This is a genomic window from Variovorax sp. Soil_C_12 (assembly GCF_057657375.1).
Genome location: NZ_JBDGIO010000006.1, coordinates 30,948 through 51,121 on the forward strand (window position 1 = coordinate 30,948; position 20,174 = coordinate 51,121).

The 20,174-nt window shown below is 68.2% G+C and carries 22 protein-coding genes, 1 pseudogene and 1 riboswitch; of the genes and pseudogenes, 4 read left to right on the forward strand and 19 right to left on the reverse strand.

From position 1 onward, the window contains the following. Positions 1-5: 5 nt before the first annotated feature. Entirely contained in the window at positions 6-1,181 is a 1,176-nt protein-coding gene (locus tag AC3A6X_RS17175; protein ID WP_487843324.1) for an MFS transporter, read from the forward strand. Here the strand turns inward: AC3A6X_RS17175 and AC3A6X_RS17180 are convergent. Together AC3A6X_RS17180 and AC3A6X_RS17185 are read right to left on the reverse strand one after the other, a co-directional pair. Then, positions 1,178-2,014: a lysophospholipase gene (locus AC3A6X_RS17180; protein WP_487843325.1), complete on the reverse strand. Its 837-nt coding sequence runs from the start codon at positions 2,012-2,014 to the stop codon at positions 1,178-1,180. The genes AC3A6X_RS17175 and AC3A6X_RS17180 overlap by 4 nt on opposite strands. Before the next feature lie 17 nt (positions 2,015-2,031). After that, positions 2,032-3,525 carry a M20 family metallopeptidase gene (locus AC3A6X_RS17185; protein WP_487843326.1) on the reverse strand — a complete coding sequence of 498 codons (1,494 nt, stop codon included), beginning with the start codon at positions 3,523-3,525 and terminating at the stop codon, positions 2,032-2,034. Positions 3,526-3,650: 125 nt separating this feature from the next. Between AC3A6X_RS17185 and AC3A6X_RS17190 the strand changes: the two genes are divergently transcribed. Beyond that, on the forward strand, positions 3,651-4,463 hold the full coding sequence (locus tag AC3A6X_RS17190; RefSeq protein WP_487843327.1) for a DUF72 domain-containing protein: 813 nt from the start codon (positions 3,651-3,653) through the stop codon (positions 4,461-4,463). 16 nt (positions 4,464-4,479) lie between these two features. On the opposite strand, the gene AC3A6X_RS17195 is transcribed toward AC3A6X_RS17190, so the two are convergent. From AC3A6X_RS17195 to AC3A6X_RS17215, 5 genes are all read right to left on the reverse strand, one after another. After that, positions 4,480-5,007, reverse strand: a complete 528-nt coding sequence (locus AC3A6X_RS17195; RefSeq protein WP_487843328.1) for a bactofilin family protein — start codon at positions 5,005-5,007, stop codon at positions 4,480-4,482. Between the two features lie 134 nt (positions 5,008-5,141). Continuing rightward, entirely contained in the window at positions 5,142-5,729 is a 588-nt protein-coding gene (locus AC3A6X_RS17200; RefSeq protein WP_487843329.1) for an IMPACT family protein, read from the reverse strand. 34 nt (positions 5,730-5,763) lie between these two features. After that, positions 5,764-6,351, reverse strand: a complete 588-nt coding sequence (gene metW, locus AC3A6X_RS17205; protein ID WP_309960027.1) for a methionine biosynthesis protein MetW — start codon at positions 6,349-6,351, stop codon at positions 5,764-5,766. Next, entirely contained in the window at positions 6,348-7,502 is a 1,155-nt protein-coding gene (metX, locus tag AC3A6X_RS17210; RefSeq protein WP_487843330.1) for a homoserine O-succinyltransferase MetX, read from the reverse strand. Before metX ends, metW begins: the two co-directional genes overlap by 4 nt. Positions 7,503-7,619: 117 nt before the next feature. Continuing rightward, positions 7,620-8,186 carry a TMEM165/GDT1 family protein gene (locus AC3A6X_RS17215; RefSeq protein ID WP_487843331.1) on the reverse strand — a complete coding sequence of 189 codons (567 nt, stop codon included), beginning with the start codon at positions 8,184-8,186 and terminating at the stop codon, positions 7,620-7,622. 5 nt (positions 8,187-8,191) lie between these two features. Next, positions 8,192-8,371, reverse strand: a riboswitch (yybP-ykoY riboswitch). 252 nt (positions 8,372-8,623) lie between these two features. Between AC3A6X_RS17215 and AC3A6X_RS17220 the strand changes: the two genes are divergently transcribed. Next, a complete protein-coding gene (locus AC3A6X_RS17220; RefSeq protein WP_487843332.1) occupies positions 8,624-9,148 on the forward strand; it encodes an RNA recognition motif domain-containing protein in 525 nt (174 codons plus the stop codon). An 84-nt stretch (positions 9,149-9,232) separates the two neighbouring features. Here AC3A6X_RS17220 and AC3A6X_RS17225 read toward each other — a convergent pair whose 3' ends face one another. Genes AC3A6X_RS17225 through AC3A6X_RS17240 form a run of 4 tightly spaced genes read right to left on the reverse strand, consistent with a single transcriptional unit; the run spans position 9,233 to position 12,190 of the window. After that, on the reverse strand, positions 9,233-10,006 hold the full coding sequence (locus AC3A6X_RS17225) for an SDR family oxidoreductase (protein ID WP_487843333.1): 774 nt from the start codon (positions 10,004-10,006) through the stop codon (positions 9,233-9,235). Then, complete coding sequence (gene lptC, locus AC3A6X_RS17230) at positions 10,003-10,644, reverse strand: LPS export ABC transporter periplasmic protein LptC (RefSeq protein WP_487843334.1); 642 nt, start codon at positions 10,642-10,644, stop codon at positions 10,003-10,005. The genes AC3A6X_RS17225 and lptC overlap by 4 nt, the downstream gene beginning before the upstream one ends. Then, positions 10,641-11,189 carry a KdsC family phosphatase gene (locus tag AC3A6X_RS17235; RefSeq protein WP_309960038.1) on the reverse strand — a complete coding sequence of 183 codons (549 nt, stop codon included), beginning with the start codon at positions 11,187-11,189 and terminating at the stop codon, positions 10,641-10,643. Before AC3A6X_RS17235 ends, lptC begins: the two co-directional genes overlap by 4 nt. Beyond that, complete coding sequence (locus AC3A6X_RS17240) at positions 11,189-12,190, reverse strand: KpsF/GutQ family sugar-phosphate isomerase (protein ID WP_309960040.1); 1,002 nt, start codon at positions 12,188-12,190, stop codon at positions 11,189-11,191. Before AC3A6X_RS17240 ends, AC3A6X_RS17235 begins: the two co-directional genes overlap by 1 nt. Before the next feature lie 67 nt (positions 12,191-12,257). Between AC3A6X_RS17240 and AC3A6X_RS17245 the strand changes: the two genes are divergently transcribed. After that, entirely contained in the window at positions 12,258-14,243 is a 1,986-nt protein-coding gene (locus AC3A6X_RS17245) for a cation:proton antiporter domain-containing protein (RefSeq protein ID WP_487843335.1), read from the forward strand. 18 nt (positions 14,244-14,261) lie between these two features. Here the strand turns inward: AC3A6X_RS17245 and AC3A6X_RS17250 are convergent, their stop codons facing one another. The 8 genes and pseudogenes from AC3A6X_RS17250 to rpmH form a co-directional block, all read right to left on the reverse strand. Then, on the reverse strand, positions 14,262-14,837 hold the full coding sequence (locus AC3A6X_RS17250) for a hypothetical protein (protein ID WP_487843708.1): 576 nt from the start codon (positions 14,835-14,837) through the stop codon (positions 14,262-14,264). 363 nt (positions 14,838-15,200) lie between these two features. Then, positions 15,201-15,272, reverse strand: a pseudogene (locus tag AC3A6X_RS17255) (zinc-ribbon domain-containing protein); the annotation flags it as partial. An 80-nt stretch (positions 15,273-15,352) separates the two neighbouring features. Then, positions 15,353-15,820: a Crp/Fnr family transcriptional regulator gene (locus AC3A6X_RS17260; RefSeq protein WP_487843336.1), complete on the reverse strand. Its 468-nt coding sequence runs from the start codon at positions 15,818-15,820 to the stop codon at positions 15,353-15,355. 95 nt (positions 15,821-15,915) lie between these two features. Continuing rightward, a complete protein-coding gene (mnmE, locus tag AC3A6X_RS17265; protein WP_487843337.1) occupies positions 15,916-17,322 on the reverse strand; it encodes a tRNA uridine-5-carboxymethylaminomethyl(34) synthesis GTPase MnmE in 1,407 nt (468 codons plus the stop codon). Positions 17,323-17,393: 71 nt separating this feature from the next. Continuing rightward, positions 17,394-19,082: a membrane protein insertase YidC gene (gene yidC / locus AC3A6X_RS17270; RefSeq protein ID WP_487843338.1), complete on the reverse strand. Its 1,689-nt coding sequence runs from the start codon at positions 19,080-19,082 to the stop codon at positions 17,394-17,396. Beyond that, positions 19,079-19,366: a membrane protein insertion efficiency factor YidD gene (yidD, locus tag AC3A6X_RS17275; protein ID WP_487843339.1), complete on the reverse strand. Its 288-nt coding sequence runs from the start codon at positions 19,364-19,366 to the stop codon at positions 19,079-19,081. The genes yidC and yidD overlap by 4 nt, the downstream gene beginning before the upstream one ends. Further along, positions 19,363-19,761, reverse strand: coding sequence for a ribonuclease P protein component (locus AC3A6X_RS17280; protein WP_487843340.1), 399 nt, complete (start codon positions 19,759-19,761; stop codon positions 19,363-19,365). The genes yidD and AC3A6X_RS17280 overlap by 4 nt, the downstream gene beginning before the upstream one ends. Before the next feature lie 64 nt (positions 19,762-19,825). Beyond that, positions 19,826-19,960 (reverse strand): 50S ribosomal protein L34, encoded by a 135-nt coding sequence (gene rpmH / locus AC3A6X_RS17285; RefSeq protein ID WP_007834827.1) that lies wholly within the window; start codon positions 19,958-19,960, stop codon positions 19,826-19,828. Positions 19,961-20,174 lie beyond the last annotated feature (214 nt).

Sequence of the window (20,174 nt, forward strand, 5' to 3'; positions counted from 1 at the left end):
TTTCGATGAACCGCAATCTCTGGCTGCTTGCCGTCTGCCAGGGCTTGTTCCTGACCAACAACGTCGCCTTCATCGCGATCAACGGCCTGGTCGGCCTGGCGCTGGCGCCGCGCGGCTGGATGGCCACGCTGCCGGTGATGGGCTATGTGGTCGGCGGCGCGCTGGCCACCGGCCTGGTGGCACGCACGCAGCGGCGCCTCGGGCGGCGCCGCTCCTTCCAGATCGGCCTGGCCGTGGCCCTGGGCTCGGCGCTGCTGTGTGCGCAGGCCGCGTTCTGGCAAGACTTCTGGCTGCTGTGCGCGGCCACGGTGGTGGCGGGCTACTACAACGCGAACGCCGCGCTCTACCGCTTCGCTGCCGCCGAACTGGCCGCGCCGGCGTGGCGCGAGAAGGCGGTCTCGCTGGTGATGGCGGGCGGGCTCATCGGCGCGGTGGCGGGCCCGAACCTCGCGGCCCTTACGCGCAGCTGGTTCGCGGTGCCTTTCGCGGGTGTCTATCTCGCCCTCGGCGCCGTCGCGCTGCTGGCGATGGGCCTGATGCACTTCATCGACTTTCCCGCGCCGCCCGCGAGGAGTGCGGCAACCGGCGGGCGCCCGCTCGGCGAGATCGTGCGCCAGCCGGTGTTCATCGTCGCTGCGATGGCGGGCGCTCTCAGTTATGGCGTGATGAACCTGCTGATGGCCGCCACGCCGATCGCGATGCAGATCTGCAGCCTGCCTTTCGACGATGTCGCGCTGGTGCTCGAATGGCATGTGATCGGCATGTTCGCCCCGGGCTTCTTCACCGGCCACCTGATCCGCCGCTTTGGCGCGCTGCCGGTGATGGGCGCAGGCCTGCTGCTCAACCTGGGCTGCATCGCAGTGGCGCTGTCGGGTGTGGAATTGCACCAGTTCCTCGTCGCGCTCTTCCTGCTGGGGCTGGGCTGGAACTTCCTCTTCACGGGCAGCACGACGCTGTCGCTCTCGGCGTACACGGCCGAGGAGAAGGACCGTGCGCAAGGCGCGCTCAACTTCTGCGTGTTCGCGACGCTGGCGCTCAGCTCCTTCGCCTCCGGCGTGCTGGTCACGACGCAGGGCTGGCAGCTGCTGAACATTGGCTCGCTGGTGCCGGTGCTGCTGACCGGCGCAGGACTGTTGTGGCTCGCGCGCAAGCGGCGTGCCGCGGCTGCGGCGGCGGCTTAGGCCGGCGGGAAGCGGGCATCGAGCCAGCGCGCCAGCGTGTCGAAGACGGGTTTCGATTCCAGCTCGTTGAAGATCTCGTGATAGAGCGCGGGGAAGCAGGTGGCGCTGAGCACCTTGGCCGGGGCGGCCTCCGCAAAGCGGCGGCTGCCGGCCGGCTTCACCAGGCGGTCGTCGCCGGCGTAGACCAGCAAGGTCGGCACCGTCCATTGAGGCGCCGCCGCCTGCACGACCGCGCCTTCGTCGGCCAGGAAGCGCGCCAGCCGCGCGCCGATACGGTCGTGGCACAGCGGGTCCGCGCGATAGCCCTGGACCACGGCCGGATCGTGGGAGAGATAGCGGTCATCGAGGCCGTTGCCCACGCGCAGCGTGGGCGCCGTGCGTGACAGCACGGCGACCAGCAGTTTCTGGAACGCGCTGAGCCCCGCATCCAGTCCCGGCGACGAGAGCACCAGCGCATCGACGGGCCGCACCGCGCGCGCCACGAAGCTCGCGGCGACCAGCCCGCCGAGGCTGTGACCCAGCACGACCAGCGGCAGCCCCGGGTACAGGCGGCGCGTGTCGTCGACCACCAGCGCGAGGTCATCGACCAATCGCATCACGCTGGGCAGACCGCCGCGCGCGCCGCTCGATGCGCCGTGGCCGTAGTGGTCGGCGGCGCGGACTGCGAAACCCCAGTCGTTGAGACCTTGCGCCACATGCGCGTAACGGCCCGCATGTTCGCCGATGCCATGCACCAGCACGACAACGGCCCGGGCGGGGCGATCGGCCGAAAGCGGCCAGTCGCGCAGGGCCAGCGTCTCGCCGTCCGGCGTGCGCAACTGCGCTTGCGCCACGAATGCGGCGGCCGGCTTCAGGCGCCGGCGGCGCGAGCGGCCGGCAGCGCAGCGATGACCTCGGCCACGGCCGCGGTCAGCTTCTTGGCGTAGGGCACATGCAGGAACTCGTTGGGTCCGTGCGCATTGCTCTTGGGGCCGAGCACGCCGCAGACCATCATCTGCGCCTTGGGGAAACCCACGCTCAGCATGTTCATGAGCGGAATGGTCCCGCCTTGCCCGATGTAGCCGCAGCTCGCGCCGAAGTGCGCCTGCGAGGCGGCGTTGAGCGCACGCTCGAACCAGGGTGCGGTAGAGGGCGCGTTCCAGCCGGTGGCGCCGCCGTTGCTCTCGAAGGTGACCTTGGCCTGGTAGGGCGCGTTGTCTTCGAGCAGCGTCTTGAGCTCCTGCACGGCCCGGTCGGCATCGACCAGCGGCGGCAGGCGCAGTGAGAGCTTGAATGCGGTGTACGGACGCAGCACGTTGCCCGCGTCCTTCAGCGCCGGGAAGCCTTCGGCGCCGGTCACGGAGAGCGTGGGCTTCCAGGTGCGGTTGATCAGCGCCTCCACCGGATCGCTGGTGGTCGGCAGCGCGAAGGCGGTCGCGCCGCCGCAGTCGTAGTGCGCCCAGGGGAAGCGCTTGTAGACCTCGTCGCCCAGGATTTCGGCGGTGGCCCTGGCCTGCACAAGGCGATCGGCCGGCAGCTCGCAGTGGAAGCTCTGCGGCAGCAGGCGGCCGGTCTGGCTGTCCTCGAGGCGGTCCAGCACCTGGCGCATGATGCGGAAGCTCGAGGGCACCAGGCCCGAGGCGTCGCCGGAGTGCACGCCCTCGGTCAGGATCTCGACCTTCAGCGTCCCGCTCGCCATGCCGCGCAGCGAGGTGGTGAGCCACAGCTGATCGTAGTTGCCGGCGCCCGAGTCGAGGCAGATCACGAGGCCCACCTCGCCGAGGCGCGGCCGCAGCGCGTCGATGTAGGGCAGCAGGTCGTAGGAGCCGGACTCCTCGCAGGTCTCGATCAGGCCGACCACGCGCGGATGGGCTGCGCCCTGCGCCTTCAGCGCCTGCAGCGCCGCGACGCTCGCGTAGACCGCGTAGCCGTCATCCGCGCCGCCGCGGCCGTAGAGCAGGCCGTCTTCATACTGGGGGGTCCACGGGCCGAGGTCGCTGCGCCAGCCGGTGAACTCGGGCTGCTTGTCCAGGTGGCCGTACATCAGCACGGTGTCGCTCATGTCGGTGCCGGTGGCCGGCACCTCGAAGAAGAGCACCGGCGTGCGCCCTTCGAGCCGCACGATCTCGAGCGTCAGGCCCTCGACCTTCTGCGCCTCGACCCAGGCGGCGGCATTGCGCATCACGGTGTCGAGATAGCCGTTCTGCACCCAGTCCTTGTCGAAGCCGGGCGACTTGGCCGGGATGGCGATGTACTCGGTGAGCTGGCGGACGATGTCCTGGTCCCATTTCGTCGAGACGTCGGACAGGGCACGCTCGGCGTCGAGCAGGCCCGAAGGCATTTCGCGGTGCAGGGGAGCGTTCATGGGGTTCTCCGCGTGGTGGGTCTGGGCGAGGGGATCTCGCGAATTATGGGCGCATGCCGCGCGGCCCGCAGGGCTTTGGGCTAATCTCTGCCGGCTTCGAAGTGGCAACCGATCGGAGGCAGATCTTGAGCAGCAACAGCACGAAAAAGCACGTTCGCGTCGGCATCGGCGGCTGGACCTACGAGCCCTGGCGCAAGAACTTTTATCCCGAAGGCCTGCCGCACAGCCAGGAGCTGCACTACGCGAGCCGGCAGCTCACGGCCATCGAGGTCAACGGCACTTACTACAGCAGCTTCAAGCCGCCGACCTTCAAGAAGTGGCACGACGAGACGCCGGAGGACTTCGTGTTCTCGCTCAAGGCCTCGCGCTTCGCGACCAACCGCAAGCAACTGTCGGCCGCGGGCGAGTCGGTCTCGCGCTTTGTCGAGAGCGGCATCACGGAGCTGGGCGACAAGCTCGGCCCGATCGTCTGGCAGTTCATGCCGACCAAGGCCTTCGACGCCGAGGACTTCGAGGCCTTTCTCGCGCTGCTGCCGAAGAAGGTGGGCAGCCGTGCGCTGCGCCACGTGATGGACGTGCGTCATCCGAGCTTCATGGCGCCGGCCTACCTGGCGCTGGCGCGCAAGTACCAGGCGGCGACGGTCTTCACCGACGCGGACAAGTTCCCGTCCTTTGCCGATCTGACGAGCGACTTCGTCTATGCGCGGCTGATGATGAGCGACGCCGGGCAGAAGACCGGCTATGCACCCAAGGCGCTCGATGCCTGGGCCGAGGCGGCGAAGCGCTGGGCCGGCGGGGGCCTGCCGGAGACGCTGCCCTATGTCGAGGAAGGCGGCAAGGGTACGAAGAGCGCGCGCGACGTCTTCATCTACTTTATCAACGGCGCAAAAGAAAAGGCACCGGCGGCTGCCGGTGCCTTGATTCAGCGCCTGGGCTGAAGGGAAGTCCGCGGCTTCAGGCTGCGGCTTGCAGCGCCGGCTTGCTGGCGCTGCTGCTGCCAGCGGCGGCACCGAAGCTGATCTCGCCGGAGAGCTGGCCACCTTCCTCGACCACGATCTTGCCGTAGCGGATCTTGCCGGTGACTTTGCCGGTGGAATGGATGACAAGCTTTTCGCGCACTGTCAGGTTGCCGTCGAACAGGCCGCGGATCTCGGCGATGTCGATTTCGGCCGAGCCCTTGAAGGCGCCTTGTTCGGCGATCTGCATCACGCGCGAGTCCATGGTCGCCTCGACCAGGCCTTCGACCACGAGCGTGTCGCAATCCGTGATCTCGACGCCCTTGAGCTTGATGTTGGGGCCGACGGTGAGCTTGCTGCCGCCTTCCTTGGCCACCGCGCTCGCTGTCGACTGCGCCGACAGATTGGCCGGGGCCACGGGCGAACCCGACAAGTTGGTGCCGGAACCCATCAGTGGCGCGGGACGAGAGGCAAGGGGTTCGGCTTCGCGTTCACGCTTGCCGAAGAAGGGGGACTGTGTGGCCAATGGGAAGCTCCTCAAAAAGGGTCATCGTAAGAAGACGCTCCGAGCTCACTGCACTTCATTGCGCAAGAAGCGTAACTGAATACGTCTCGAATGGCAGTGCCTGGGAACTTTCGTCTGCGTCTCGCGGGGTCGGCTCACGCAGTCTGCCACACCGCGCGCCCTTGCGCGGCATCGTCGATCGTTGCGATGAAGCCGGCGACCGCGGGCTCGGGCACGCTGAGAGCGAAATGCACGAGGCTTTCATGGCGCACTTCGCGCAGCGTGGCGCCTGCCGTCGCCATCTCGCGGCGCACGACGCCTTCGAGCGCGTAAGGGACGGCGCATTGCAGGCAGCACTGCTTCACCAGCGGCACGAGCGTTGCGCCGAGCAGCGCCTGCGCAATGCTGTCGGTGTACGCGCGCACCAGTCCGCCCGCACCGAGCTTGACGCCACCGAAGTAGCGCACGACGGTTGCGACCACGCCTTCGAGCGCGTGGTGCCGCAGCACTTCCAGCATGGGCCGGCCGGCGGTGCCGCCGGGCTCGCCGTCGTCGTTGGCGGCCGATTGCCCACCGGCCATCAGCGCCCAGCACACATGGGCCGCGCCGGGGTGCGCGCTGCGCAGCGCATCGACGATGGCCTGCGCGGCCGCGCGATCGGCCACCGGCTGCACGCAGCCGATGAAGCGGCTCTTCTTGATCAGGAGTTCGCTGTGCAGCGGCGCGGCGAGGGTGAAGGCCATTTGTTCCCGGCGCGCAGCCGAAGGCTCGGCTTCTTCAGCGCTCGCGCTCGAACTTGAAGACCGCCGTGCCGGCCCGCGCGTTCGGCAGCCAGCGCACCTCGGTGCCTTCCTGCAGGCCGAAGGCGTCGAGCACGCGCAGGCGGTTCTTGCGCGCGAGCACTTCGAAGTCCTTGAAGGTGCCGACGCGGATGTTGGGCGTGTCGTACCACTGATAAGGAAGGCGCCGCGTCACGGGCATGCGGCCGCGCGCGATGCTGATGCGGTTCGGCCAGTGCGCGAAGTTGGGGAACGCGACGATGCCGATGCGGCCGACGCGCGCCGTCTCGCGCAGCATCACCTCGGCATTGCGAAGATGCTGCAGCGTGTCGATCTGCAGCACGACGTCGAAGGAGGCATCGTCGAACATCGCCAGGCCTTCGTCGAGGTTGAGCTGGATCACGTCGACGCCGTGGCGGATGCATTGCAGCACGTTGCCGTCGGCGATCTCGACGCCGTAGCCGCTGCAGCCGCGCTCGCGCTGCAGCAGGTCGAGCAGGGCGCCGTCGCCGCAGCCGAGGTCGAGCACGCGCGAGCCCTCGGGCACGAGGCGCGCGATCAGGCGCTGGGTGTTCAGGTCACTCATTGAACCACCCCCTTTTTCGCGATGTGCTCGAAGTACGAGCGCACGACGCTCATGTAGCGCACGTCGTCGAGCAGGAAGGCGTCGTGCCCGTGTGGTGCATCGATCTCCGCATAGCTCACGTTGCGGCGGTTGTCGAGCAGCGCCTTCACGATCTCGCGGCTGCGCGCGGGCGCGAAGCGCCAGTCGGTGGTGAAGCTCACGAGCAGGAAGCGGGCGGTGGCCGGCGCCAGGGCGGCGCGCAGGTCGCCGCCGTGGGCGCGCGCGGGGTCGAAGTAGTCGAGCGCGCGCGTGATCAGCAGGTAGGTGTTGGCGTCGAAGTACTCGCTGAATTTGTCGCCGTTGTAGCGCAGGTAGCTCTCGATCTGGAACTCGACCTCCTGAGTCGAGTAGAGGAAGTCCGTGCCGGCCACATCGCCCTCGACGGCGTTGCGCAGCGCACGGCCGAACTTCTCGTTCATCAGGTCGTCGCTCTGGTAGGTGATGTGGCCGATCATGCGGGCGATGCGCAGGCCGCGCTTGGGGATCACGCCATGCTCATAGAAGTGGCCGCCGTTGAAGTCGGGGTCGGTCACGATGGCGCGGCGGGCCACCTCGTTGAAGGCGATGTTCTGCGCCGTCAGGCTGGGCGCGCTGGCGATCACGACCGCATGGCGCACGCGCTGCGGATACTGCAAGGTCCACGACAGCGCCTGCATGCCGCCCAGGCTGCCGCCCATCACCGCGGCCAGCGTGTCGATGCCGAGCGCGTCGAGCAGGGCGGCCTGCGCGCGGACCCAGTCCTCGACGGTGACCACCGGGAAGTCGGCGCCGTAGATGTGCCCCGTCGCAGGGTTCACATGCATGGGGCCGGTGGAGCCGAAGCAGGAGCCCAGGTTGTTGATGCCGATCACGAAGAAGCGGTCGGTGTCGACCGGCTTGCCCGGGCCGATCATGTTGTCCCACCAGCCCTCGGACTTCTCCTGGCCCGCATACACGCCGGCCACGTGGTGCGAGGCATTCAGCGCATGACAGACCAGTACTGCATTGCTGCGCTGCGCGTTGAGCGTGCCGTAGGTCTCGTAGGCCAGGCTGTAGTCGGAGATCGTCGCGCCGCTGCTGAGCGGCAGCGGACCCGCGAAGGACATGGATTGCGAAGAGACGAGCAGCGACATGGAAAAGAAAAACCCGGCCTCGCCAAAAACGAGCCGGGTCGGGCATCCGTCTTTAGCAGCATTTGTTAAGCGCCCGCAAGCTGGAGCAAATCGGCGCGTCCGGGGAGTATATGCCGCTCAACCCCAGCCGATCAACGCGCCGGCGCCGAGCAGCAGGAAGAGCGCGGCGGAGACGCCGTGCACCAGCTTGATGGGCGCCCGCTTCACGATGCGCTCGCCCAGCCACACCACCGGCGCGTTGGCCAGCATCATGCCCAGCGTGGTGCCGAGCACGACCCATGCATAGGCCTCGACGTAGCGCGCGGCGAGCATGACGGTGGCGATCTGCGTCTTGTCGCCCATCTCGGCGAGGAAGAAGGCGACCAGCGTGGTGCCGAAGACGCCGAAGCGCGAGGTCTTCGGCAGTTGGTCGTCATCGAGCTTGTCGGGAATCAGCATCCACAGCGCCATCGCGATGAAGGAGCCGCCCAGGATCCAGCGCAGCACATCAGGCCCCAGCGCGTGGGTGACCCAGTTGCCTACCGCGCCCGCCAGCGCATGGTTGACGACCGTGGCCGCGAAGATGCCCAGCACGATCGGCCAGGGCCTGCGAAAGCGCGCGGCGAGGACCAGCGAGAGCAGCTGGGTCTTGTCGCCCATTTCGGCGAGCGCGACCACGCCGGTCGCAACGAGAAAAGCTTCCATGAAACGGGATTCCTGGGCCGAAGGACGCAATTGACCGTGCAACACCTTCGGCCACATCCGAAGCTGCACGGTCAAAGGTCTCGCCAGGTGGAACACTGTCTGCGCCATGTCCGGCCGCGGCCGGACAAGTCTGTTGACGCACACCCTTCTCGCATGGAAGGCGGCTACTCCCCAATGACCGGGCGATTCTAGCCATGCGCAAGCTCCGCTTTGTGAGCAGGCGCAAACTTCCCATTTATTTTTCGCGAGGGCGCCATTGCGGGCAAATTCCTACTTGCGGGCGAATCGTTTCACCCATAATGCACGAGCCTCTCACTTGAGTTTTCGGGCGAGGGGCGATTCGGTGATCGGTCAGTTTCGCGCGGCCCAGCGGCATTTTCGTGGGTGGTGCTCCCGGGACTCCATCGCTTTTTCTTTGTGTTTATAGGAGTCCCTTCATGGGCAACAAACTGTACGTCGGCAACTTGCCTTATTCGGCACGCGACGGTGATCTTGAGCACGCATTCAGCCAGTTCGGCACGGTGACGAGCGCCAAGGTCATGATGGAGCGCGACTCCAGCCCGCCACGTTCCAAGGGTTTCGGCTTCGTTGAAATGGGCAGCGATGCGGAAGCGCAAGCGGCCATCAAGGGCATGAACGGCCAGGACATGGGTGGTCGCAGCGTCGTCGTGAACGAAGCGCGCCCCATGGAAGCGCGCCCACCGCGTAGCGGCGGTTACGGTGGTGGCGGCGGTGGCTACGGCGGCGGTGGTGGTGGCGGCTATGGTGGTGGTGGCGGCGGCGGTCGCAGCGGCGGTGGCGGCTACGGCGGCGGTGGCCGCAGTGGTGGCGGCGGCTACGGCGGCGGTGGTGGTGGCGACGGCGGTTTCCGCAGCCCCTACGGCGCCGGTCCGCGTGGCGGCGGCCGCAGTGGTGGTGGTGGCGGCGGTTATGGCGGTGGCGGCGGCAACAGCGGCTACTGATTCGCACCTCGCACAGACTAGAAAGGCTCCCTCGGGAGCCTTTTTCGTTGTGGGGCGCAGCCCACTCGTCATCGGCGCCAGGACTTATCCCTTGCGTCGTTGCTTTCGCCCGCGGCCCTGGACCGCGATATCGAACAAGCCATTGGGCAAGGCCCGCATGAGCTTGGCCACCACGCCCATCTGCCACGGAATCACGCGGTAGCTGGCGCCGGCCTCGATCGCGCGAAAGGCGCGATCGGCAAACGCCTCGGGCTGCAGCAGGAAGGGCATACCGTAGCGGTTGCCCCGCGTGAGCGGCGTATCGACATAGCCGGGCAACAGCGTGACCACTTTGACGCCGCTGGCGCGCAGCTCGCCGCGCAGGCTCTCGCAATAAGCCACCACGCCGGCCTTGCTGGCGCAGTAGGCGCCATGGCCGGGCAGGCCCCGGATGGCTGCGACGCTGGCGATGCCCACCAGGCGCCCGCTGCCCCGCGCGCGCATCGCGGCGACAAAAGGATGGAAGGTGGCGGCCAGGCCGACGTTGTTGATGGCCAGCGTCTCGGCCAGCACGTCGAGATCGCCGCGGTCTTCGGTATCGATGCCCACGCTGATGCCGGCGTTCGCGATGACCACATCCGGAATTCCCTGGCGCGCGATGCAGGCGGCGCCCGCCCCCACGATGCTGTCGATCTGCGCCACGTCGGCGCCATAGACCTGGACATCGCCGGCGCCGATGCCGCGCGAGGCGGCCCAGGCCTCGATCTCGGCGGTCCGCCGCGCCGCCAGCGCGAGCTGGTAGCCTGCCTCGTGGAAGCGCGCCGCCAGCGCCTGGCCGATGCCGCTCGACGCGCCGGTGACGAAGGCCAGCGGCTTCAACGCTTGGTTCCGGGCGTGGACGGCATCAGCATCCCCCGCACCCGGCCGTGCAGATTGGCCACGCCCGAGAGGTTGTCGTAGTCCATCGAATCGGCGGTGAACTGGTCCGAGCCGCGAATCAGGGTGACGGGCTTGTGCGACTTGACCCGCTCGGTGTCGAGGAAGGCATGCAGGAACTCGCCGCGGAACTCCAGCCGCGGCATCAACTTGCCGTCCGCCGTGGTGGCCGCTTCGCGCACCACGATCGCGTTGCCGAAGAGCTGGATCTCGCTGCCGTCGGCATTCGACAAGCCGCGCTTGGCGGTGGCGCGCGTGGTCAGGCCTTCCGGTGACACGGAGCGCAAGCGCACCTGGTCCACCTCCATCGTGTCGGTGTCCGGATAGTGCCGGCCCTCGGTGCCGAACAGCTCGCTGCGCAGCTCGCCGCTGGGCAGGAAGTTCTTGATCACGAAGTCGCGCATGAAGTAGTCGGGCTCGTGCTTGGGTGCTTCCTTGGGCACGGGTTCGAGCAGCTTCGGCGCATTGCGCACCAGCCAGTAGGTGCCCAGCGCGAGCACCGCCGTCAGAATGATCGGCAGGTAGATCGTGACCCGGTCGAAGGCGTCGCGCAGCACGTTCCAGGCCGCCTTCGCCTTCATGCGGCGGGGCCTCGCGCAATGTCCAGCAGGCGGCGGTAGTGGCCGCCGGCCGTGAGCAGGAGATCGCAGAATTCGCGCGCCGCGCCCTCTCCGCCGCGCGCGGAGGTCACATGGTGCGCGACCGCGCGCACCTCGGCATGCGCATTTGCGGGCGCGGCGGCGAAGGCGACGCGCGCGAGCACCGGCAGGTCCGGCCAGTCGTCACCGATGGCGGCGGCTTGTGTCCATTCGAAGCCGAGCAGCGCGAGCATGGCCTGCGCGGCCGGCAGCTTGTCCTCGGTGCCGTAGCGCACATGCTCGATGCCCAGGGCCTGCAATCGCAGGCGCAGCGGCTTGGAGTCGCGCCCCGTGATCACCGCCGGCGTGATTCCGGCCAAGCGCAGCAGCTTGAGGCCGTAGCCGTCGAGGATGCTGAAACGCTTGAGCGTTTCGCCGTGCTCGCTGAAATAGACGCCGCCATCCGTCAGCACGCCGTCGACGTCGAAGAAGGCGACACGAATGTCCTGGGCGGCGAGCAAGGTCTCCGCCGTGAATGGGAGTGCCATCAGATGACTTTCGCGCGCATCAGGTCGTTGATGCTGAGCGCGCCGATCAGCACGCCCGCCGCATCGATCACCAGCACGCTGGTGATCCTGTGCTGCTCCATCAGCTCGGCCGCCTCCGCCGCCAGCGCATCGGCGCGCAGCGTGCGCGGGCCGGGGTGCATCACGTCGGCCGCGGTCAGGGCGCGCAGGTCCGCACCGGTCTCGATCTGGCGGCGCAGGTCGCCGTCGGTGAAGATGCCGATCGCGCGGCCCTCGCGATCGACGATCGCGGTGGCACCCAGGCCCTTGGAGCTCATCTCGCGCATCAGCTCGCTGAAGCTGGCGTCGGGTCCCACCCGCGGCACGGCGTCGCCGGAACGCATGACGTCGCTGACATGGGTGAGCAGCTTGCGGCCCAGGGCGCCGCCGGGATGCGAGCGCGCGAAATCCTCGGTGCCGAAGCCGCGCGCATCGAGCAGCGCGACCGCCAAAGCGTCCCCCATGGCCATCTGCGCGGTGGTGCTGGCGGTGGGCGCGAGGTTGAGCGGGCAGGCCTCTTTCTCGACGCCGCCGTCGAGCACGATGTCGGCATGGCGGGCGAGCGTGGAGTCTGTGCGGCCGGTGATCGCGATCAGCGGCACGCCCTGCCGCTTGACGACCGGCAAGATTACCGTGAGCTCGTCGACCTCGCCGCTGTTGGAGATGGCGAGCACCAGGTCGACCGGCTTGATCATGCCGAGGTCGCCATGGCTGGCCTCGGCCGGGTGTACGAACATCGCGGGCGTGCCGGTGGAGGCCAGCGTGGCCGCGATCTTGCGGCCCACATGGCCGCTCTTGCCCATGCCCATGACGACGACGCGGCCGCGCACCTGCAGGATCTTCTGCACCGCCTCCACGAAGCTCGCGCCGATGCGCTGCTTGAGGCCGAGCACGGCCTCGGCCTCGATGTCGAACGTGGTGCGGGCCCGCGCGAGCATCGCGTCGGAGGAGGCCGGAAGGGCCGGGTCGGGGCTGGAGCGCATCGCGGGATTTTATCGGCCGGGCATGATCTCGCCCGCGAATGGGGGTTCCATTCAGTAGCATCGACCCATGTCCTCCTTCGATCTCACGCTGATGTACCTGCTCGCGGCAGTGGTCGGCGTGGTCGCCTGCCGCTTCCTGCGCCTGCCGCCGATGCTGGGCTACCTGGGGGCGGGCGTGCTCATCGGGCCCCATGCGCTGGCTCTGGCCCAGGACGCGGAGGGCATCCGGCACCTGGGCGAGTTCGGCGTCGTCTTCCTCATGTTCGTGATCGGGCTGGAGTTCAGCCTGCCCAAACTGCGCGCAATGCGCAAGCATGTGTTCGGCCTGGGGCTGCTGCAGGTCATGCTCACCATGGCGATTGCGACCCTGGGCGGGCTGCTGCTGGCCTCGTGGCTGCCGCCCGACTGGCAGCTGGGGTGGCAGACGGCGCTGGCGCTCTCGGGCGCGCTCACCATGAGCAGCACCGCGATCGTGGTGAAGCTGATGGCCGAACGGCTGGAGCTCGAGAGCGAGCACGGCAAGCGCGTGATGGGCGTGCTGCTGTTCCAGGACTTGGCCGTGGTGCCCTTGCTGGTGCTGATCCCGGCGCTGGGCGCACCCCCGGAGGCCATGCTGAAGGCGCTGGCCATCGCGTGGTTGAAGGCCAGCTTCCTGGTGGGGGTGTTGCTCTACGGCGGGCCGCGGGTGATGCGCTGGTGGCTGACGCTGGTAGCGCGACGGCGCAGCGAGGAGCTCTTCATGCTCAACCTGCTGCTGGTCACGCTGGGTCTGGCCTGGCTGACGGAGCTCGCGGGGCTGAGCCTGGCGCTCGGGGCCTTCGTGGCCGGCATGCTGGTCTCGGAGACCGAGTTCAAGCATCAGGTGGAGACCGACATCCGGCCCTTCCACGACCTGCTGCTGGGGTTGTTCTTCATCTCCATCGGGATGTCGCTCGACTGGCACATCGTGGTCGAGCGCTGGGCGCTGGTCGGCATCCTGCTGCTGCTGCCGCTGGCCTTCAAGCTGGTGCTGGTCACGCTGCTGGCGCGTTTGCTGGGGGCGACGGCCGGTGTGTCGCTGCGCACCGGGCTGTACCTGGCGCAAGCGGGGGAATTCGGCTTCGTGCTGCTGAGCCTCGCGCAGGGCGAGGAACTGCTGCCGGCGTGGCTCGCGAACCCGGTGCTGGCCTCGATGGTGCTGTCGATGCTGGCGACGCCCTTCATCGTCCTGTACAGCAACCGCATCGTGCGCAAGCTGGTGGCCAGCGACTGGCTGCAGCAGTCGCTGCAGATGACCTCGATCGCGCGCAAGACCATCAACACGGCCCAGCACGTGATCATCTGCGGTTACGGGCGTTGCGGGCAGAACCTGGCGCGCATGCTCGAGCGCGAGGGCATCCCCTACCTGGCGCTGGACCTGGACCCCGACCGCGTGCACCAGGCGGCCGCGGCCGGCGACTCGGTGGTGTTCGGCGACGCGGCGCGGCTGCAGGCGCTGATGGCGGCCGGCCTGGCACGCGCCAGCGCGGTGGTCGTGACCTACCTCGACACTCCCGGCGCACTCAAGGTGCTGGCCAACACGCGGGCGCATGCGCCGCAGGTGCCGGTGATCGTGCGCACCAAGGACGACCGCGAGCTGGAAAAGCTGCAGACCGCCGGTGCGACCGAGGTGGTGCCGGAGGCGATCGAGGGCTCTCTGATGCTCGCCAGCCACGCACTGGCACTGGTCGGCGTGCCGATGCGGCGCGTGATCCGCGTGGTGCAGGACCAGCGGGATGCCCGCTACAACCTGCTGCGCGGCTACTTCCACGGCGCCGACGACGACAACGCCGACGAGCTCGACCACGAGCGGCTCAACAGCTACACGCTCACGGCCGAAGCGCAGGCGGTGGGCCGGCCGCTGGACCAGGGAGCGCTGGAGGCGGTGGGCGTGCGGGTGGCCGGCCTGCGCCGGCATAACGGCAAGGCCGAGGCGGTGAGCGACGACGTGGTGCTGGCGGACGGGGACACGCTGGTCCTGTCGGGCAAGCCCGGCGCGCTCGCCATCGCCATCGAGCTGCTGCACAAGGGCTGAGCCCCCGCGCAACGGGGCTCAGTTGGCGAGGTTCGGGTTGCGCTTCTCCTCGTCGATCTGCTGCTGGCGCCGCACCGCGTCGCACTGGGCGTGGGCCCTGTTCTCGGGCCTGGCGCATTGGGCGACCATGCAGCGCGAGCGGCCGAAGAAGCCTTGACTCGAACATGCCGCCTCCGGGCTGGGCGGCGCGACCGGTTCGGCCGGCGCCGCGGCGGCGATCGCTACAGGCGTCGGCGCTGACTGAGGTATGGGCGTCGGCGCGGGCGGCGGGGCCTTGCGCGGCTTGGGCGCGGCGGCGACCACAGCCTTGGGCGCAGCGGCCGTAGCCTTGGGCGCAGCGGCCGTAGCCTTGGGCGCGGCAGCGGCAGCGGCTGCGGGCTTGGCCGGAGCTTCGGCCTTGGCGGGCGGCGGGGCGGCTGCGGGCGGCTCGGCGATGGCCGTCGCCTGGGGCGCCGGTGCGGGCTCTTCAGCCGCGGCCGGCGCGCTCTGGGCAGGCGGCGCCGGCTCGGGGGCCGGAGCGGGCGCCGCCGCCTCATGCACGGGAGCAGACGGCGCCATGGCGACGGGTCCCGCCGCCGCTGGCGTTTGGCTCACGGCCGGTGTCATGGCGTCGCGCGGGCTCTGCATGTACCAAGCACCCGCAGCGAGTAGGACGAGCAACAGGGCCAAGCCGCCCCACCGCGCCCGAGATCGGCGCGGTGCCGGCGGCGTGGAGAGCGCGGCGGGACGCGATGCCGCCTTGGGCGCTCGAACCGCGGGCGGAGACGGTGGCAATGGGGCGGGGCGGGTTGGCACCCGCGGTGGCGGGGCCGGTGAACGACCGATCGCCTCGGTTGTTTCATCGGCGGCGGATGAAGACCTCTTCGCCAGGGCCTCGGGCAGCGGCATCGGCTGCGTGATCGGCCAGCCGGCAGGCGCCCCCCTGTCGTTCGCGGCGACGGCCACAGCCACCAGTCGATGGCCGCAGCCCTTGCAGAACTTGGCGCCGTCGCGATTCTGCGTCCCGCAGGACGCGCACTCCACAGCCATCTTGGAAGCCCCTCAATCTGTACGCAACACCCTCCAAGCGGCGGAGGATGTTGGTCGAGGCACTCGTCAGGCCGAGAGCTTCAGGTCACCGCCACGCGCTTGGGCTTGTTGACCATTCTCTTCGCAATCACCGCGCCCAAGGCCATCGAGAGCTCAAGGGTCAGGGCAGGCTGGCGGTTCGACATCTCGGCAAAGCGGATGGCCGTAAGCCGCCAGACGCGCGCCGCGCCCGTGGCCACCACGTTCGCCGAGCGCGGGAGCCTGGAGAAGAAGGCGCCTTCGCCCACCACCGAACCGGGATTGAGGATGGCGAGCCGCATTTGCCCCTGGCTACCGATCAGATGCACGCTGAGTGCGCCGCGCTCGATGAAGAAGAGCGTGCGGTCGTGAGCGCCCTGGTCGATCAGCACCTGGCCTGCATTGAGGTCGTAGGGCTGCAGATAACCGGCGAACGTCTCCCACTGCTGGGCATTGAAGGCCGGAGCGAACGCGTCGTAGCTGGTGTTCTGTGCGACGGCGCGGCAAAGATCCTGGATGCTCGAAGACATGTTGATTCACCCTGCTGTGCGTGCGTGCCGGAACGCAGTATCGACGATTGCGTGAGATTGCAGTGACAGAAGTCACATCTACTAACGCTTTCTGTCTACTTTCCGATACAAAACCGGGAAAAAATCACACCCAGCAGGTCGTCGGCGCCGAACTCGCCCGTGATTTCGTTGAGCGCGTTCTGAGCCAGGCGCAGTTCCTCCGCCAGCAGATCGAGGGATTGCGCGCGGGCCGCCAGGTGCTCGGCGGCCATCGCGAGATGCTCCTCGACGCGCGACAGCGCCTGCACATGGCGCGCCCGCGCCAGGTAGACGCCTTCCGGCACCGCCTGCCAGCCAGCCACCTCGAGCAGGCGCTGGCGCAGCGCTTCGATCCCGAAGCCGGTCCTGGCGGACAGGCTGATGCCCGCGGCCGGCGCCGCGGAAGGGGCTGCGTCCTGCTTGCTCCAGACGTCGAGCACCGGCACGCCGGCGGGCAGTTTCTCGCTCAGCAGCCGCAGGATCTCCGCATCGGCCTGCGCGTAGTCGGCGCCGGCCACGCGCGTCAGGTCGTGCAGGAACAGCACGGCGTCGGCGCCTTCGATCTGGCCCCAGGCGCGCGCGACCCCGATCTGCTCCACCAGATCCGTGCTGTCGCGCAAGCCGGCGGTGTCGACCACATGCAGGGGCACACCGTGGATCTGGATGGTCTGCGACACCACGTCGCGCGTGGTGCCCGGGATCGGGCTCACGATGGCGAGCTCGGCGCCGGCCAGAGCGTTGAGCAACGAGCTCTTGCCTGCGTTGGGCTGCCCGGCGATGACCACCTTGATGCCTTCGCGCAGCAGCGCGCCCTGGCGCGCACGCAATTGCACCGCGCCCAGCTGCGCCTGCAGGGCGGCGAGCTGGCCCTCGGCATCGGCCTTCTGCAGGAAATCGATCTCCTCCTCCGGGAAATCCAGCGTCGCCTCCACCAGCATGCGCAGGTGGATCAAGGCGTCGCGCAGCGTGTGGATCTCCTGCGAGAAGGCGCCCGACAGCGAGCGCCCGGCGCTGCGTGCCGCCGCCTCCGTGCTGGCGTCGATCAAGTCGGCGATGGCCTCGGCCTGGGCCAGGTCGATCTTGCCGTTGAGAAAGGCGCGCTGGCTGAATTCCCCCGGCTCGGCCACGCGCAGGCCGGCCAGCCGAGGCCGGCCGGTGGCAGAGTCGGCTTCGGCGGCCGCTTCCAGGCAGCGTGCCAACAGCAGCTGGAGCACCACCGGCCCGCCGTGCGCCTGCAGCTCGAGCACGTCTTCACCGGTATAGGAATGCGGCGCCGGGAAGTGGATGGCCAGGCCATGGTCGATGGCGCCGCCGCCGGCATCGCGAAAGGGCAGGTACGTGGCCTCGCGCGGCTTGAGGCTGCGCCCGCAGACCGCCGCGATCAAGGGTGCCAGGCGCGCGCCGGACACGCGCACGATCCCCACCGCACCGCGGCCGGACGCCGTGGCGATGGCGACGATGGGTTCGGTGGTGCGCGCCAGCATGGGATGGATGATGCTTCAACAAGAAGGGCCGCATTCTGCGGCCCTTGCTCGAGATCGTTCCGATCGTGCAGCTACTTGCCGAGCACGCCCAGGCGCTTGTTGATGAACCACTGCTGCGCGATCGACAGCACGTTGTTCGTGATCCAGTAGAGCACCAGACCGGCCGGGAAGAAGATGAACATCACGCTGAAAGCCAGCGGCATGATCCACATCAGCTTGGCCTGCATCGGGTCCGGCGGCGTCGGGTTGAGCCAGGTCTGGAACAACGAGGTTGCGGTCATCACGATCGGCAGGATGAACCAGGGGTCCGGCGCCGACAGGTCCTTGATCCAGCCGATCCAGGGCGCGTGGCGCATCTCGACCGACGACAGCAGCACCCAGTAGAGCGCGATGAACACCGGGATCTGGACCACGATCGGGAAGCAGCCGCCCATCGGGTTGACCTTTTCCTCGCGGTAGATGCGCATCATCTCCTGCTGCATCTCCTGCGGCTTTTCCTTGAGCCGCTCGCGCATTTCCATCACCTTCGGGTTGATGGCCTTCATCTTCGCCATGCTGGCGTAGGCCTTGGCGTTGAGCCAATAGAAGGCGGCCTTCAGCAGCACCACCAGCGCGACGATGGCCCAGCCCCAATTGCCCAGCATCGTGTGCAGCTTGTCGAGCAGCCAGTAGAGGGGCTTGGAGATGATGGTGAAGATGCCGTAGTCCTTGACCAGTTCGAGGCCGGGCGCCACGGCTTCGAGCGTCTTCTCGGCCTGCGGGCCGACGAAGAACTCGGCGTCGATGGCCTTGGAGGCGCCGGGCTCCACCGCGCCGGCCGGCGTGATCATGCCGACTGCGTAGAGGTTGTTGTCGACCTTGCGCGCGAACAGGTCGCGCGGAACGCCGTCCTTCAGCAACCAGGCGCTCGCGAAATAGTGCTGCACCATCGCAACGTAGCCGTTGGTCGCTTCCTTGACGAAGTCGGCCTTGTTGCTCTCGATGTCCTTGAACTCGATCTTCTGGTACTTCTTCGCGTCGGTGTAGACCGCCGGTCCGGTGAAGGTCGAGTAGAAGGAGGACTCGCCCGGCGGCTTGTTGCCGTCGCGCACGATCTGCAGATAGAGCTGCGGCGAGACCGGCGCCGTGCCGGTGTTGACGATCTCGTGGCGCACCTGCATGTCGTAGGAGCCGCGCTTGAGGGTCCAGATCTTGACCAGCTTGACGCCGCCCAGGTCCGCGGATTCGAAGCGCAGCGCCAGTTCGTTGGCACCCTCCTTCAGCGTACGTTCGCCGGTGAAGGTCATCGGCGTCTTGTGCGTCGGGAAGGTGCCGCCGATCAGGCCGGTCTGGGCTACGTAGTAGCGGTTGGCGCTCTGGTCGAGGAGGACGAAGGGCTTGTCCTTCTCCGTCAGGTCGTCATGCTGGATGAACTCGCTCTGCACCAGGGAGCCGCCCTCGGTGTCGAAGGTCAGCTTGAGCACGTCGGTGGTGACCACGACTTTTTCGCTCGCCGCAGGCGCAGCGGTCTTGCCATCCGGCACCGCACCGGCGCCGCTGGCGCTGGACGGGGTCGTGCTGGTGGCCTGCGGCACTGCGCTTGATGCCGCACCCGAAGCTGCACCGGCCGGAGCGCCCACCGGCGCCGTCGCTGTCGCGTGCGGCTTGGTCGACGGCAGGAAGGTGGGATTGCGGCCGTTGAAGACCTGCCACTGGTCCCACAGCAGCACCAGCGAGAAACCAAAAATCACCCACAGGATGGTGCGGCGAATATCGTTCATGAAGAAGACTTCTTGTCGTCGGAGAAAAGGGAGGAGAACAGCGCACGCGCATCGCGGGCACCGCGCTCCTTCCTCGGGGGAACGGGATCATGGCCGCCCTGGCACCACGGCTGGCAGCGGACGAGACGGCGCAGAGTCAGATAGCTGCCGGCCGCCGCGCCATGGCGCTCGAGCGCCTCGATGGCGTAGACCGAGCAGGTGGGCTCGAAGCGGCAGCCCTGGCCGAGCCAGGGGCTCAGCAGCAGACGGTAGGCCTTCACCAGGCCGATCAGCAGGGCTTTCATGAGGCGCGCGCAGCAGCAGCTCGGGCGGCCCGCTCCATCAGTTGCTGGAGCTCGGCACGAACGGCGGCCTTGAGCTTGTCGGAACTCGCACTTTCGAATTCCTTGCGGTCGAAGCCCGCGCGCAGCCGCACCACGTGCGCAGCAGGCGGCAACGAAGCTTCGGCGGCCGAACTCATGCGGTAGATCTGGCGCTTGATGGCATTGCGGGTGACGGCCCGGCGCGCCCAGCGCTTGGGCACCATGGCCCCGACCCACACATCCTGCGTGGCGAACAACGGCGTGGCGCCCGCTTGCGCGTCAAGCGCGCAACGGTGCAAGGCGAAATGGGTGGTGCGCGCCACGGTAGCACCTGCAAGAACAGCCTGGAATTGCGCGCGGGTCTTGAGCCGCTGCATGGAAGCCAATCGCAGGGCGCCGACGGACAAGGACGGCGGCAGCGGAACGACTGGCAACGGAGCCTTAGACGGCGAGGCGCTTGCGGCCCTTGGCGCGGCGTGCGTTGATCACGGCGCGGCCGCCGCGGGTCTTCATGCGGACCAGGAAGCCGTGGGTACGGGCGCGGCGGACTTTGGATGCTTGGTAGGTGCGTTTCATGATGGTTTTCCTGATGGACCCGCAAGCTGGGCTTGTCGGGTTCTGTTGCCATGCCTGTTGCCAAAGCGGCTCCGGGCTGACCGAAGATCAAGTTTGATTACCCCGAAACCCACAAAGAGGTTTTCAGGGAAACCCGCGATTATCGCAAACATTCTGCGCCGCAACAATCCACGCGTGCCTGGGAGCGGTTTCCGCGCATCGGAAAACCATGTGG

What these genes read in the sequence shown, in the direction of transcription:
- AC3A6X_RS17175 (WP_487843324.1), top strand. Translation starts at nt 6, where the DNA reads ATGAACCGCAATCTCTGGCTGCTTGCCGTCTGCCAGGGCTTGTTCCTG.
- AC3A6X_RS17185 (WP_487843326.1), bottom strand. Translation starts at nt 3,525, where the DNA reads ATGAACGCTCCCCTGCACCGCGAAATGCCTTCGGGCCTGCTCGACGCC.
- AC3A6X_RS17200 (WP_487843329.1), bottom strand. Translation starts at nt 5,729, where the DNA reads ATGGCCTTCACCCTCGCCGCGCCGCTGCACAGCGAACTCCTGATCAAG.
- metW (WP_309960027.1), bottom strand. Translation starts at nt 6,351, where the DNA reads ATGAGTGACCTGAACACCCAGCGCCTGATCGCGCGCCTCGTGCCCGAG.
- metX (WP_487843330.1), bottom strand. Translation starts at nt 7,502, where the DNA reads ATGTCGCTGCTCGTCTCTTCGCAATCCATGTCCTTCGCGGGTCCGCTG.
- AC3A6X_RS17215 (WP_487843331.1), bottom strand. Translation starts at nt 8,186, where the DNA reads ATGGAAGCTTTTCTCGTTGCGACCGGCGTGGTCGCGCTCGCCGAAATG.
- AC3A6X_RS17220 (WP_487843332.1), top strand. Translation starts at nt 8,624, where the DNA reads ATGGGCAACAAACTGTACGTCGGCAACTTGCCTTATTCGGCACGCGAC.
- lptC (WP_487843334.1), bottom strand. Translation starts at nt 10,644, where the DNA reads ATGAAGGCGAAGGCGGCCTGGAACGTGCTGCGCGACGCCTTCGACCGG.
- AC3A6X_RS17235 (WP_309960038.1), bottom strand. Translation starts at nt 11,189, where the DNA reads ATGGCACTCCCATTCACGGCGGAGACCTTGCTCGCCGCCCAGGACATT.
- AC3A6X_RS17240 (WP_309960040.1), bottom strand. Translation starts at nt 12,190, where the DNA reads ATGCGCTCCAGCCCCGACCCGGCCCTTCCGGCCTCCTCCGACGCGATG.
- AC3A6X_RS17245 (WP_487843335.1), top strand. Translation starts at nt 12,258, where the DNA reads ATGTCCTCCTTCGATCTCACGCTGATGTACCTGCTCGCGGCAGTGGTC.
- AC3A6X_RS17260 (WP_487843336.1), bottom strand. Translation starts at nt 15,820, where the DNA reads ATGTCTTCGAGCATCCAGGATCTTTGCCGCGCCGTCGCACAGAACACC.
- mnmE (WP_487843337.1), bottom strand. Translation starts at nt 17,322, where the DNA reads ATGCTGGCGCGCACCACCGAACCCATCGTCGCCATCGCCACGGCGTCC.
- yidC (WP_487843338.1), bottom strand. Translation starts at nt 19,082, where the DNA reads ATGAACGATATTCGCCGCACCATCCTGTGGGTGATTTTTGGTTTCTCG.
- yidD (WP_487843339.1), bottom strand. Translation starts at nt 19,366, where the DNA reads ATGAAAGCCCTGCTGATCGGCCTGGTGAAGGCCTACCGTCTGCTGCTG.
- AC3A6X_RS17280 (WP_487843340.1), bottom strand. Translation starts at nt 19,761, where the DNA reads ATGCAGCGGCTCAAGACCCGCGCGCAATTCCAGGCTGTTCTTGCAGGT.
- rpmH (WP_007834827.1), bottom strand. Translation starts at nt 19,960, where the DNA reads ATGAAACGCACCTACCAAGCATCCAAAGTCCGCCGCGCCCGTACCCAC.